Source organism: Ruegeria sp. BF6, from assembly GCF_056538665.1.
Window position 1 is genome coordinate 167,315 of the sequence record NZ_JBQFTN010000003.1, and the last position, 12,355, is coordinate 179,669.

General features: G+C 60.3%; 12 protein-coding genes. 9 read left to right on the top strand and 3 right to left on the bottom strand.

Annotated elements, in window-relative coordinates; all coding sequences use genetic code 11:
• The first annotated feature begins 13 nt into the window (after positions 1 to 13).
• The 5 genes from ACR0IM_RS11185 to ACR0IM_RS11205 all read left to right on the top strand — a co-directional run bounded on the left by ACR0IM_RS11185 (position 14) and on the right by ACR0IM_RS11205 (position 5,655).
• Positions 14 to 1,297, top strand: coding sequence for an ABC transporter substrate-binding protein (locus ACR0IM_RS11185; RefSeq protein WP_480591812.1), 1,284 nt, complete (start codon positions 14 to 16; stop codon positions 1,295 to 1,297).
• Positions 1,298 to 1,368: 71 nt separating this feature from the next.
• Positions 1,369 to 2,202, top strand: a complete 834-nt coding sequence (locus ACR0IM_RS11190; protein WP_480591809.1) for an ABC transporter ATP-binding protein — start codon at positions 1,369 to 1,371, stop codon at positions 2,200 to 2,202.
• A 19-nt stretch (positions 2,203 to 2,221) separates the two neighbouring features.
• Positions 2,222 to 3,442, top strand: coding sequence for a phenylacetate--CoA ligase family protein (locus ACR0IM_RS11195; protein WP_480681955.1), 1,221 nt, complete (start codon positions 2,222 to 2,224; stop codon positions 3,440 to 3,442).
• Between the two features lie 121 nt (positions 3,443 to 3,563).
• Entirely contained in the window at positions 3,564 to 5,228 is a 1,665-nt protein-coding gene (locus ACR0IM_RS11200) for an ABC transporter permease (RefSeq protein ID WP_480591803.1), read from the top strand.
• Between the two features lie 76 nt (positions 5,229 to 5,304).
• The gene (locus ACR0IM_RS11205) at positions 5,305 to 5,655 is read left to right on the top strand and encodes a DUF2794 domain-containing protein (protein WP_480591800.1); all 351 of its coding nucleotides are present in this window, start codon (positions 5,305 to 5,307) and stop codon (positions 5,653 to 5,655) included.
• Here the strand turns inward: ACR0IM_RS11205 and ACR0IM_RS11210 are convergent.
• The 3 genes from ACR0IM_RS11210 to ACR0IM_RS11220 form a co-directional block, all read right to left on the bottom strand.
• A complete protein-coding gene (locus ACR0IM_RS11210; protein ID WP_480681956.1) occupies positions 5,652 to 6,389 on the bottom strand; it encodes a C40 family peptidase in 738 nt (245 codons plus the stop codon). The genes ACR0IM_RS11205 and ACR0IM_RS11210 overlap by 4 nt on opposite strands.
• Positions 6,386 to 7,768 (bottom strand): leucyl aminopeptidase family protein, encoded by a 1,383-nt coding sequence (locus ACR0IM_RS11215; protein WP_480681957.1) that lies wholly within the window; start codon positions 7,766 to 7,768, stop codon positions 6,386 to 6,388. Before ACR0IM_RS11215 ends, ACR0IM_RS11210 begins: the two co-directional genes overlap by 4 nt.
• Before the next feature lie 63 nt (positions 7,769 to 7,831).
• Positions 7,832 to 8,221 (bottom strand): hypothetical protein, encoded by a 390-nt coding sequence (locus ACR0IM_RS11220; RefSeq protein ID WP_480641485.1) that lies wholly within the window; start codon positions 8,219 to 8,221, stop codon positions 7,832 to 7,834.
• A 144-nt stretch (positions 8,222 to 8,365) separates the two neighbouring features.
• On the opposite strand from ACR0IM_RS11220, the gene ACR0IM_RS11225 reads away from it, so the two are divergent.
• The 4 genes from ACR0IM_RS11225 to ACR0IM_RS11240 all read left to right on the top strand — a co-directional run bounded on the left by ACR0IM_RS11225 (position 8,366) and on the right by ACR0IM_RS11240 (position 12,298).
• On the top strand, positions 8,366 to 9,016 hold the full coding sequence (locus tag ACR0IM_RS11225; protein ID WP_480591791.1) for a carbonic anhydrase: 651 nt from the start codon (positions 8,366 to 8,368) through the stop codon (positions 9,014 to 9,016).
• A gap of 105 nt (positions 9,017 to 9,121) precedes the next feature.
• Entirely contained in the window at positions 9,122 to 9,658 is a 537-nt protein-coding gene (locus ACR0IM_RS11230; protein WP_480681958.1) for an SRPBCC family protein, read from the top strand.
• Positions 9,659 to 9,788: 130 nt separating this feature from the next.
• Positions 9,789 to 10,925: a LacI family DNA-binding transcriptional regulator gene (locus ACR0IM_RS11235; protein WP_480681959.1), complete on the top strand. Its 1,137-nt coding sequence runs from the start codon at positions 9,789 to 9,791 to the stop codon at positions 10,923 to 10,925.
• 17 nt (positions 10,926 to 10,942) lie between these two features.
• On the top strand, positions 10,943 to 12,298 hold the full coding sequence (locus ACR0IM_RS11240; protein WP_480591781.1) for an ABC transporter substrate-binding protein: 1,356 nt from the start codon (positions 10,943 to 10,945) through the stop codon (positions 12,296 to 12,298).
• Positions 12,299 to 12,355: the final 57 nt, after the last annotated feature.

The window sequence follows — 12,355 nt, forward strand, 5'->3', positions numbered from 1 at the left end:
GAGGAAACACCCGATGAAATTGAAACTGGCAACCGCGGCGCTTGGCGCCCTGATGGCCGCAGGGCCGGCTCTGGCGGATCTAGTGATCCCCGATCTGAGCTATCGTACTGGTCCATTTGCCGCTGGCGGCATTCCGTTCTCGGATGGCTACAACGACTATTTCACGATGCTCAATGAACGCGATGGTGGCATCGGCGGCGTTCCAATCCGCATGGTTGAATGCGAAACCGGATACACGACCGAAAAGGGCGTCGAATGTTACGAAGCCACAAAGAACGAAGGTTCACTGGTGTATCAGCCACTGTCCACCGGCATCACGTATCAGTTGATTCCAAAGGTTTCGGCGGATGGCATTCCGTTGCACACAATGGGCTACGGCCGGACATCGGCCGCCAATGGCAAGGTCTTTGAGTGGGTCTTTAACTACCCCGCCAATTACTGGAACGGAGCATCCGGCGCGATCAATCATCTGCTGGAGGAAAACGGCGGCGATCTTAGCGGCAAGAAAGTCGCGCTGGTTTATCACAACTCGGCTTACGGCAAGGAACCGATCCGCACGCTGGAAGAACTGTCCAAAAAGCACGGCTACGAGCTTGCCCTGCTGCCCGTCGATTCCCCCGGTCAGGAACAGAAGTCGCAATGGCTGCAAATTCGTCGTGATCGACCTGATTACGTCATTCTCTGGGGTTGGGGCGTTATGAACCAGGTTGCCATTCAGGAAGCTGCGAATATCCGCTTCCCGATGGAGAACATGATCGGTATCTGGTGGTCTGGCGCGGAACCGGACGTTATCCCTTCGGGTGAGGCGTCCAACGGGTATAAAGCGCTGGCCTTTACCGCAACGGGCGATGATTTTCCTGTTTTCGACGACATCAAGAAATACGTCCACGAAACAGGTAAGGCGGCTGGCGCCGGTGACAAGGTAGGTACTGTTCAGTACAACCGCGCGGTCTACGCCGCGATGTTGGCGGCCGAAGCCATCCGGACAGCGCAGGAAATTCACGGCGTCGCCGATATCACGCCTGTCATGATGCGCGATGGAATGGAAGCACTCAGCATCACCGAGGATAGAATGGCCGAGCTTGGAATGAGCGGCTTTGGCCCGACATTCGATGTCAGTTGTGAAAACCACGGTGGCCCCGGTCTGGTTGGTGTCACGCAATGGGATGCATCTGCACAAACGTGGAATGTTGTTTCTGACTTCAAGCCGACCGACGGTGAAGTGATCGGCGCGCTGATAGACGAAGATTCTGCGGCTTACGCAGCGGAAAACAACATCGACTCGCGCTGCAACTAAGGCGCTTTTAAACACCGGGGCGGCGGTGAACTGCCGCCCCGAACCCCACACTCGCACAAGGACACGCGCAGATGCTGGATGCGGCTCAAAACACCGAAGTTCAGGCAGAAACCCTGCTTGAGGTGAACAACATCGAGGTGATCTACAACCACGTCATCCTGGTTCTGAAGGGTGTCAGCCTGACCGTGCCCAAAGGGGGCATTACCGCCCTGCTCGGCGGCAACGGGGCGGGCAAGACCACGACGCTCAAGGCGGTGTCGAACCTGCTGCAATCGGAACGCGGCGAGGTCACCAAGGGCTCGATCAAATATCGCGGAACCAGCGTGCATGAAAGTGATCCGGCTGATCTGGTGGAAAAGGGCGTCATCCAGGTGATGGAGGGTCGCCATTGTTTCGAGCATCTGACGGTCGAAGAAAACCTGCTGACTGGTGCCTATACACGTAAGGACGGGAAAGCGGCAATCCAGCAGGACCTTGATCTGGTTTATACCTATTTCCCCCGCCTCAAGGAACGCCGCCGAAGTCAGGCGGGTTATACCTCGGGCGGTGAACAGCAGATGGTGGCGATGGGCCGGGCCCTGATGTCGCGCCCCGAAACGATCCTGCTGGACGAACCCTCGATGGGACTGGCGCCGCAGCTGGTCGAAGAGATTTTCGGTATCGTGAAGGATCTGAACGAGAAAGAAGGCGTGTCCTTCCTGTTGGCCGAACAGAACACCAATGTGGCGCTGCGGTTTGCCCATTACGGGTACATTCTGGAATCGGGCCGCGTGGTGATGGATGGCCCGGCGGCCGATCTGCGTGAAAACCCGGACGTAAAGGAATTCTATCTGGGCATGTCGGATGAGGGGCGCAAAAGCTTCCGCGACGTACGCTCATATCGCCGCCGCAAGAGGTGGTTGTAAGCGGATGGAGGATATGGTCATGACCAATTACTACGACGCGCTCGAGACCCGTTCAGCCGACCAACGTGCCTCCGATCAGGCGCAGGCCTTGCGCGTACAGCTTCAGCGGGCCTTGTCCGCGCCGGGGTTCGAGGCGCATCTGGCCGAGGCAGACACCGATGCCGTCGCCTCGGTTGCGGATCTGGTAAAGTTGCCGGTTTTGCGTAAATCCGATCTGGCGCAAGCGCAGGCGTCGCGGCCTCCGTTTGGCGGGTTTACCGTCAAACCGGCGCGGCATTTCCACCATGTGTTTCAATCCCCCGGCCCGATTTACGAACCCGGCAGCACCGACCCCGATTGGTGGCGCATGGGGCGGTTCCTGCATGCGGCGGGCGTAGGTCCGGGCGATATCCTGCAGAACTGCTTTGGTTACCACCTGACCCCTGCGGGCATGATCTTTGAAAGCGGCGCGCGGGCTGTGGGGGCAGCAGTGCTGCCCGCCGGCACCGGCCAGACCGAGCTGCAGGTGACTGCCGCGCGCGACGTAGGCTGCACTGCTTATGCGGGAACCCCGGATTATCTGAAGGTCATTCTGGACAAGGCGGATGAAATGGGCGTGGCGTTGGGCTTCAACGCAGCCGTTGTAGGCGGCGGCGCGCTGTTCCCGTCCTTGCGTCAGGAATATGCCGACCGCGGCATTTCCTGCCTGCAGTGCTATGCCACCGCCGATCTTGGCAATATCGCCTATGAAAGCCCCGCGATGGAGGGGATGATTATCGACGAGCATGTCATAGTCGAGATCGTAACACCGGGTACCGGAACCCCCGTGGCCGAGGGTGAGGTGGGTGAGGTCGTGGTGACCTCGCTGAACCCCGACTATCCGCTGATCCGGTTTGCCACCGGTGATCTGTCAGCGATTATGCCGGGGGTATCCCCCTGTGGCCGCACTAATCTGCGGATCAAGGGCTGGATGGGCCGGGCCGATCAGACCACCAAGATCAAAGGCATGTTCGTGCGCCCCGAGCAGGTGGCCGCGCTGGTCGACAAGCATGAAGAGATCGTAAAGGCCCGCGTTATCGCCGCCCGTCAGGGCGAGATGGACACCATGACCGTTCAGATCGAAAGCCCCCGCGACGACGATGTGGCCTATGCTAAATCGGTGGTCGAAGTGTTGAAGCTGAAAGGTGCGATCGAGGTGGTGGCCCCCGGATCGCTGCCCAAGGACGGTTTGGTGATCGAGGATCAGCGGGTTTACGAGTGACCCAGAAAAACGGCTCTGCGGCAGTATGCGCCGCAGATTTGTTTCGCAGCCCACTGGTGTTTCTTAGCGTTTTGGTCAATTAAAGGCGGAACCTGCGCCTTTGCCTGTCACGACCGGAAACATGGCCGAAATCGAATTCTCAGAACACGGAACACGCCATAGGGGCGTGTTTGGCACCCGGCTGGTTGGCACGGTGGCCTGTCTGGTGGCGGCCGCCTGTCTGTTGCCGATGGTGGCGGTTGTTCTGGCGGCGGTGACGGGTGGGACGGACACGATCTCGCATCTGCTGGACACGGTTCTGCCCCGTTATGCGCTGACGACGGTGATCCTGGTGGTTCTGGTTGCCGCGGGCACCTTTTCCATCGGCGTGGGCGCGGCGTGGTTGGTGACGATGTGTCGTTTTCCCGGTGTGCGCTTCCTTGAGATCGCTCTGGTTCTGCCTCTGGCGTTTCCGGCCTATGTTCTGGCCTATGCCTATACCTTCATTCTGGATCATCCCGGCATCGTCCAGACCACCTTGCGTGACCTGACGGGTTGGGGGCCGCGCGACTATTGGTTCCCCGAGATCCGCTCGACCGAGGGCGCGGCGGTGATGCTGATCCTCGTGCTGTACCCCTATGTCTATTTGCTGGCCCGTGCCGCGTTTCTGCAGCAAAGCGCCACCGCCTTTCTGGCTGCCCGCGCACTGGGCAAAAGCCCGTGGCTGGCTTTCTGGCACGTCTCGCTGCCGATGGCGCGCCCGGCGATTGCAGGGGGTGTCCTGCTGGCCATCATGGAGACCATCGCCGACTTCGGTACGGTGGCCTATTTCGGCGTCCAAACCTTTGCCACGGGTATTTACACCAGTTGGTTCTCGATCGGAGACCGCGCCGCCGCTGCGCAGCTTGCCCTGTGCCTGTTAGGGTTCGCGCTGGTCATGGCGATGGCCGAGCGGATACAGCGGGGCCGGGCGAAATACTATCAGGCGGGTAAAAGCCATGCTTCGCTGCCTTCGGCGCAACTGAAAGGCTGGCAATCTGCGGCGGCCTTCACGCTCTGCGCCGTTCCGGTTTTTCTAGGCTTTTTGCTGCCGGTCTTCATCCTGATCCAGATGGGTCTTCAGTCGGAACAGAACCTGCTGTCGCGCCGTTATATCGGTTTCATCCAGAACTCACTTACGCTTGCGGGTACAGCGGCGGTGGTCACTGTGTTTGCCGCGATCTGCGTAGGCTTCTTTCAACGCCTGCGTCCGGGTCGGGGATCGGCCACCGCGGGTTATCTGGCAAGGCTGGGATATGCGGTGCCGGGCGGGGTGATCGCCGTGGGCCTGATGGTGCCATTTGCCAGCTTCGACAACGCGCTGGATGCGTGGATGCGGCAGACTTTCGATATCTCGACCGGGTTGCTGGTGACCGGTTCGATCTGGCTGCTGATCTCTGCCTATATGGTGCGTTTTCTGGCCGCAGCGCTCAGCGCCTATGAGGGCGGGCAAAGCACCGTTCACGCAAATATGGACGCGGCCGCGCGGTCCTTGGGGCAGACACCGCTGGGCACGTTGCGCCGGGTGCATTTGCCGATCCTGACGCCATCGTTGCTGACGGCGCTGCTGATCGTCTTTGTCGACGTGATGAAAGAACTTCCAGCGACCCTGATCATGCGCCCTTTCAACTTTGACACGCTGGCGGTGCAGGCCTATCGGCTGGCCTCGGACGAACGACTCGAGGGGGCGGCCGTGCCTTCTCTGGTCATCCTTGCGGTGGGGTTGTTGCCGGTGATTCTGATTTGTCGTCAGGTCGGGCGGCGCTAGGTCACGATTGACCAAAAAACCACACCTTGTTGTGCTCGGGCTTGATTCAAACGCATTTTCCGGCAAGGCTGAGGGTATGAACATGCAGCCTCCCAGCCGGTTTTCTGCTAACTCGGCACAGATGCCCGTCGCGTTTAACCGGCACGAGATGTCCCATATCCTGTCCGTCTATGGCCGGATGGTCGCCGCCGGAGAAATGCGCGATTACGGAATTTCCAACCTTCGAGACATGGCGGTGTTTTCCATTTTTAGACGCACGACCGAGCATCCGATTTACCGGGTCGAGAAACACCCGCGCCTGCGGCAAAGGCAGGGGATGTATTCAGTGATTGGCATGGATGGCCGCATCCTGAAGCGCGGCCACGACCTGCGCACCGTGTTGCGAGTGCTGGAACGCAAGCTGATCCGCTCGGTTGACCTTGATTAGAGCCTTTTGTGGGATGTAACAGGCCCGTCGCCCTGGTCTAGAATGCGGGTGATTGCCTGATCCATCGGCTCGAATGTCACATCCATGTGATAGGCATTGGCGTGCAGCAGCATGTTTTTACCATAGACCCAAGCGACATGGCCCTTCCAGAACAGCAGATCGCCGTGTTTCGGTTCCGTCCCTGCGGACAGGGACTCGCCCAGTTCCCGTTCCTGATCACCGCTGTCGCCGGGGCAGGGGATGCCGCAAGCCAATAGCCCGGCCTGCACCAGACCCGAACAATCCAGCCCGAACCGGCTGTTGCCACCCCACAGATAGGGTGTGCCGAGAAACAGTTCGGCCACTGCGACCGGATCAGTCAGGTGAGTAGCATTGAGCTTGGCGTGCACGGCAGGGATGAAACCCAGCTCGGTTTCCAGAAACCGGTTCTGTTCCGACAGAACCTGAACCCTGCTACCGAAACTCAGCGAAACCTGGTCGGGGCTTTTCATATCCGGCTCTGCATAGGCATGGGTTGCGGGGGCGGTGATCCAGTGGGTATCGGCAACCGGTGCCCCCAACTGGTCCGAGGCCACCCAGCCGGAGTAACTGTCCTTTTCCGCGATGACCCGGCTCCAGCCGCCTTGGGTTTCGGTCACGGTTACGGCGTCGCCAAACAACACCTGCCGGTCGCGGGGGCCATCGGGGTGGCGCAGCAGGTCGACCACGGGGTTTATGATGCGCTGCTTGGTCATAGGTCCAGAATCTCGGGCAGGGCGGCCAGCAGCGCCCGTGGGCCTTGGCCGAGGCCGCCCTTGCTGCGACCCGGCGCTTTGCTGGATTGCCAGGAATAGATGTCGAAATGCATATAGCGGCAGTCGCCGACAAAGCGTCGCAGGAACAGCGCGGCGGTGATCGATCCAGCAAACCCGCCCGAGGGCGCATTGTCCAGATCGGCGATACCCGGTTCGATCATCGCCTCATAGGGCTCGTGGAAGGGCATCCGCCAGACCGGATCGGCGGCCTGTTGCCCGGCCCGCACCAGTGTTTCGGCGGCATTGTCGTCATCGGTGTAAAACGGTGCCAGATCAGCGCCGACGGCCACCCGCGCCGCGCCGGTCAGCGTGGCCATCGAGATCACCAAATCCGGATTGCCCTCATTCGCCAGCGCCAGTGCATCGGCCAGCACCAGCCGCCCCTCGGCATCGGTGTTGTTGATCTCGACCGTCAGACCCTTGCGCGAGGTCAGGATGTCGCCCGGGCGAAACGCGTTTCCAGCCACCGAGTTTTCAACCGCCGGTATCAGCACGCGCATTTGGACCGGCAGTTTCAGAGCCATGATCATTCGCGCCAAACCCAGAACATTTGCCGATCCGCCCATGTCTTTCTTCATCAGCGCCATCGAGTTGCCGGGCTTTAGGTTCAGCCCTCCGGTGTCAAAACACACGCCTTTGCCGACCAGCGTTAGTTTGGGGCCGGAACTGCCCCAATTCATCTCGATCAGGCGGGGCTCTTGCGCGGCGGCGCGACCGACGGCGTGGATCATCGGAAAGTTCTGCTCCAGCAAAGCCTGCCCCTTGATCACCTCGCAGGACGCACCGAACTCCTGCGCCAGTGCCTCGGCAGTGGCTTGCAACTGGTCCGGTCCCATATCTGAGGTGGGCGTGTTGACCAGATCGCGGGTCAGGGCCTCGGACTGTGCCAGAACCTCAATCCGCACGGCATCAATTCCTTCGGGCGCAACCAGACGGGCCTTGGCCGGAGATTGCGCGGCGTAGCGATCAAACGCATAGCCGGACAGCAGCCAGCCCAGACATTCGGTGCCCAACGCACCCACGGGCACGCCCGAGGCGATGTGATAGGTGCCTTTGGGCAGGGATTCGGCTGCGGCGGCCAAGGGAAACCGTTTACGCGCGCGGCCTGCGGCATTGCCATAGCCCGCCAAAGCGAATTCAGGCGCGCCGTCCGAACCGGGGATCAGCGCGGCCTGTCCCAGTGCGCCGGTAAAGCCGCCGGCCTGCACCCAATTCGACACGCGATCCGGCTGGTTGAGCAGCCAATCGTCCAGATCGGGTTGCGCGACGACATGCAGCGGCAGCGAGGGGTCAGAGGGCGAAGCAAAGGACAGGGTCATAGAAATCTCGACTGGTTTGGTTTGCGCCCAGCCTATCCGCCTACGGCTTGTCCGCAAGCCCCGTCAGACGGAAAGATCCTGCTGATCCCAGATCACGGTCAGCGATTTTTCTCCGACCCGGATCAGCCGCGACAGAGTGGCTCCAGTAGCCACCGCATCGCCCTTGTCGACGGTCTGCGCCACATCCCCGGCGACGCGGGCCAGCGCAACCATGCCGATCTGGTCCGCAATCGCGACCAGTGACCGCGCGCATTTGCGCAGCCCCGCCCAGTCGCGCTGCCGCCAGAACCGTTCGCAGTTCGACAGGCGTACGGCTAGTTCCTCCACCGTGCGGCACAGCACGTCCAGCGCGTTCTTGTCCCCCAGTTGCCGGTACAATCCGTTCAGTTGGTCCGGATCCAGCCGGACGGTTTCCTTGTGTTCAAGCGTGAGTATCTTATCCACCACATTCACCCCAATTCTTTTCGCCCCCACGGCACAGACCGACTTTGAACGTGATTTCCTTTGCAAAACCTTGCATCCGCGCAGGATAATGGCTCGAATTTTCTGCGAATTCCGGGTAGAGCAGCCTTCAGGAACTCGAAAATGGACAGAAGAATGGATTTAGCGAAACCCCTGCCGGGCTATTTGGTCAAACGGTACCACGGCTGGAAAGCCACCACCTATTCCGAAAACCAGGTCTGGTACCGCCGCCTGGCGACCGAAGGGCAGCGTCCGCGCGCGATGGTGATTTCCTGCTGCGACAGCCGCGTTCATGTGACGTCAATGTTTGGGGCGGACCAGGGCGATTTCTTCATCCACCGCAATATCGCCAATCTGGTGCCGCCTTACGCACCAGATGGTGATCACCACGGTACCAGTGCCGCGATCGAATACGCCGTTACTGCGTTGAAGGTGGCACATTTGATAGTGTTGGGCCATTCGCAATGCGGTGGCGTTCAGGGTTGCATCGACATGTGCAAGGGCCAGGCCCCGCAACTGGAAGCCAAAGACAGCTTTGTCGGTCGCTGGATGGATATTCTGAAGCCGAAATACGAGCTGGTGGCCGATATCGAAGACAGTGTCGATCAGGCGCGGCAGTTCGAACGGCAGGCGGTTGTCGCCTCGCTCGAGAACCTGATGTCATTCCCGTTTGTGTCCTCGGCGGTGCAGGACGGCTCGCTCAGCCTGCATGGGCTGTGGACCGATATCGGTGAGGGCGGGCTGCAATGCTATGACCCAAAGGAAAAGAAATTCGTGGTCGTCTGATCCGCAGGAATAGTCCGCAGTTTTGACAGGCGCGGGATCAGGCCTCTGATTCCGCGCGATTTTTTGCTATAGTCGCCTTATCCGGGTTTGGATCGGGGACGTATCATGCGATTCATCAAACGCATTCTTCTGGCTCTGCTTGTGCTTGTTTTGCTGCTGATAGGGGTTTCCTACCTGTTGCCCGGAAAAGCCGAAGTATCACGCAGCATCACGATCGACGCCCCACCCGCTGCCATCTTTCCTTACGTGAATTCAATGCAGGAGACCGAGAAATGGTCGCCCTGGCTGGAGCGCGATCCTGAAACGCAACTGACATACAGCGGCCCCGAGGCCGGGGTGGGCAATACCCTTAACTGGAGCTCGGAGCATCCGCAGGTCGGGACCGGATCGCAGGAGATCATCGAAAGCGTCCCCGATCAAACGGTCAGAACGGCGCTGGATTTCGGGTCGATGGGTACCGCTTCGGCGTCGTTCGCCCTGGTGCCCGAGGGCGATCAGACGCAGGTGACTTGGGGTTTTGTCACCGATCTGGGCCTGAATCCGATGGCGCGGTGGATGGGGCTGATGATGGATGAATGGGTGGGCGGTGACTACGAACGGGGACTGTCCAATTTGAAAATGCTGGTCGAAACACAGAGTTAAAGACCTCGGCCCCTCGGTAAGTCGCAGCAACGGAATAAGAAATCCGCATAGGCGCTAAAAATTGACCAGTTTGCACTTTTTTTAACTTTTTTGTTGCCGAAACCGGTTTCGGAGCAAACAAATGTAAGAAATGGCTCCGAATCTATCATATCAATCGCTCGAATCCGCGAATCGCACCTCGGTCTCTGGCCGGGTCAAGCTGGACGAATTGGCGGCACATCTGGGCCTGTCGAAAAGCACGGTGTCGCGGGCGCTGAACGGCTATTCCGATATCTCCGAAGTTACGCGCACGCGGGTCGAGACCGCCGCCCGCAAGCTGGGCTACCGGCCGCTGAGCCATGCGCAGGCGATCCGAACCGGACAGGTGCGCGCCATTGCGATGGTGCTGAACAGCGAAGAGCCCGACCAGCACAACCCGTTCCTGCAGGATTTTCTGGCCGGTGCCTGTGAGGCCGCCAGCAACCTTGATTGGACGATGACCATATCCACGGCGACCTCGGAGCGCGACGCGTTGAAAGTGCTCAGCCGCCTGTTCGAGGAACGAAAAGCGGACGGCTTCATCCTGCCGCGAACGATGGTCAAGGATGCGCGCGTTGGGCTTTTGCGCAACCTCGAAGTGCCGCATATTCTTTATGGCCGAACCGGGTACGGGCAGTCGAACACGTGGGAGGAGACCTCGTGGTTTGACATCGCGGGCGAAACCGCCATGCGCAAGGCGGTGCTGCGGCTGGCAGGGTTCGGGCATACGCGCATCGGCTATGTCGGCAGCGACCCCAAGTTCAATTACAGCCATCTGCGACGCGACGGCTATGCCGAGGGTCTGCACGAGGCAAGTCTGCCGCTAGACCCCGATTTGATCCGCGAAGGCGCCCGGACGCGGGAAGACGGTGCGACGCAGGCGATGGCGCTGATGCAACTGGATCAGCCGCCGACCGCGATTGTGTTTGCCACCGACCTGGCCGCTTTGGGGTTCTGTTCGGCCGCGCAAGATCGAGGGTTCGAGATTGGCCGTGACGTTGCGGTGATCGGCTATGACGGGATTCCGGAATGCCGCTACGCCCGCCCCGCGCTGACCACTTTCGCCGTTGATTCCCGCATGGCCGGGCAGCGGCTGGCAACCTTGCTGATCCGGCAGATCCGGGGTGAGGCGCCCGGCACCCTGCGCGAGTTGACCGAGGCGACTCTGGTCGAAGGGGAATCGGACGGGCCGCCGCATCTGACATCAGCGGAACTGGCGGTAAAACGCACACAGCTCAATAAAGACTAACCGGGAGGAGACCACACATGAAACTGACACCCAAAGTCGCCAGGCTGATGCTTGGATCGTCGTTGGCGCTGGCGCTAACTGCGCTGTCCGTGCAGGCTGACACAATCCGGTTCTGGACCACCGAGGAACAGCCCGAGCGTCTGGCCAAACAGCAGGAGATGGCCGATCAGTTCAAGGCTGAAACCGGCACCACGGTCGAGGTGATCCCCGTCACCGAAAGCGACCTGGGCACCCGCGCCACAGCGGCGTTTGCTGCTGGTGATCTGCCGGATGTAGTTTATCACACGCTGCAATACGCTCTGCCCTGGGCAGAAGCCGGCATTCTCGACACCGAAGCTGCCACCGAAGTGATCGAGGAACTGGGCACCGACACTTTTGCCCCTGGCGCGTTGGCCATGGCTGCTTTCAACGGTGAAACCGCGTCGGTACCAGTGGATGGCTGGACCCAGATGGTCGTCTACCGCAAGGACCTGTTCGATGAGGCCGGTCTGGACGCACCCGACAGCTTTGCCGACATTCAGGTCGCGCTTGAAGCCCTACATAACCCGCCGGAGATGTACGGCTTTGTCTCGGCAACCAAGGTCGACGAAAACTTCATGAGCCAGGTGCTGGAACATGTCTTCCTCGCCAACGGCGTCAGCCCGGTTGGCCCCGATGGGTTCAAACCGCTGGATGAGGCCAAGACCACCGAGGTTCTGGATTTCTACAAGGCGATTTCCAAGGCCTCGCCTCCGGGAGAGCTCTATTGGAAGCAATCGCGCGAATTGTATTTTGACGGCAAGGCCGCGATGATTATCTGGTCGCCCTTCATTCTGGATGAGCTCGCAGGTCTGCGCGACAGCGCCCCGCCAACCATCACCGACGACCCGACCTCGCGCGATCTGGCGGGCAAGACCGGTATTGTCACCAAACTGTCCGGCCCGTCGAATCCTGATGGCGCGGCCTGGGGGGACGTGCGTTACTTTGGTATCACCAACGACGCGGATACCGACGCGGCAATGGACTTCGTGAAATACGCCATGGATCAGGGTTATACCCAGACGCTGGCCATTGCGCCCGAAGGCAAATTCCCGGTCCGTCGCGGCAATGCAGATAACCCGACCGCCTTTGCCGATGCATGGGCTGAGCTGCCCGTGGGCGTGGATCGCAAGGCCCCGCTGGGCGAGCTTTACGAGCAGGCGATGATCGACGAAATCGTTGGCGGTCTGGACGTGGCACAGCGTTGGGGCGTGGCCGAGGGGCAGCTGTCGCTGGCCTCGAAGATGATCAACTCTCAGGCCATCAACCGGATCGTGCGTCAGTATATCGATGACGAAATCGACGCCGCCGCCGCCGTTGCGGCCATGAACGACGAACTGGCCAAGGTTCAGTAATCAACCAGCACCTGCAGCGGCGTCTGCGCCGCTGCGCACAACCCTTCGAGGTACCCC

What these genes read in the sequence shown, in the direction of transcription:
- ACR0IM_RS11235 (WP_480681959.1), top strand. Translation starts at nt 9,789, where the DNA reads ATGGCTCCGAATCTATCATATCAATCGCTCGAATCCGCGAATCGCACC.
- ACR0IM_RS11240 (WP_480591781.1), top strand. Translation starts at nt 10,943, where the DNA reads ATGAAACTGACACCCAAAGTCGCCAGGCTGATGCTTGGATCGTCGTTG.
- ACR0IM_RS11225 (WP_480591791.1), top strand. Translation starts at nt 8,366, where the DNA reads ATGGATTTAGCGAAACCCCTGCCGGGCTATTTGGTCAAACGGTACCAC.
- ACR0IM_RS11210 (WP_480681956.1), bottom strand. Translation starts at nt 6,389, where the DNA reads ATGACCAAGCAGCGCATCATAAACCCCGTGGTCGACCTGCTGCGCCAC.
- ACR0IM_RS11230 (WP_480681958.1), top strand. Translation starts at nt 9,122, where the DNA reads ATGCGATTCATCAAACGCATTCTTCTGGCTCTGCTTGTGCTTGTTTTG.
- ACR0IM_RS11200 (WP_480591803.1), top strand. Translation starts at nt 3,564, where the DNA reads ATGGCCGAAATCGAATTCTCAGAACACGGAACACGCCATAGGGGCGTG.
- ACR0IM_RS11190 (WP_480591809.1), top strand. Translation starts at nt 1,369, where the DNA reads ATGCTGGATGCGGCTCAAAACACCGAAGTTCAGGCAGAAACCCTGCTT.
- ACR0IM_RS11205 (WP_480591800.1), top strand. Translation starts at nt 5,305, where the DNA reads ATGAACATGCAGCCTCCCAGCCGGTTTTCTGCTAACTCGGCACAGATG.
- ACR0IM_RS11215 (WP_480681957.1), bottom strand. Translation starts at nt 7,768, where the DNA reads ATGACCCTGTCCTTTGCTTCGCCCTCTGACCCCTCGCTGCCGCTGCAT.
- ACR0IM_RS11185 (WP_480591812.1), top strand. Translation starts at nt 14, where the DNA reads ATGAAATTGAAACTGGCAACCGCGGCGCTTGGCGCCCTGATGGCCGCA.
- ACR0IM_RS11195 (WP_480681955.1), top strand. Translation starts at nt 2,222, where the DNA reads ATGACCAATTACTACGACGCGCTCGAGACCCGTTCAGCCGACCAACGT.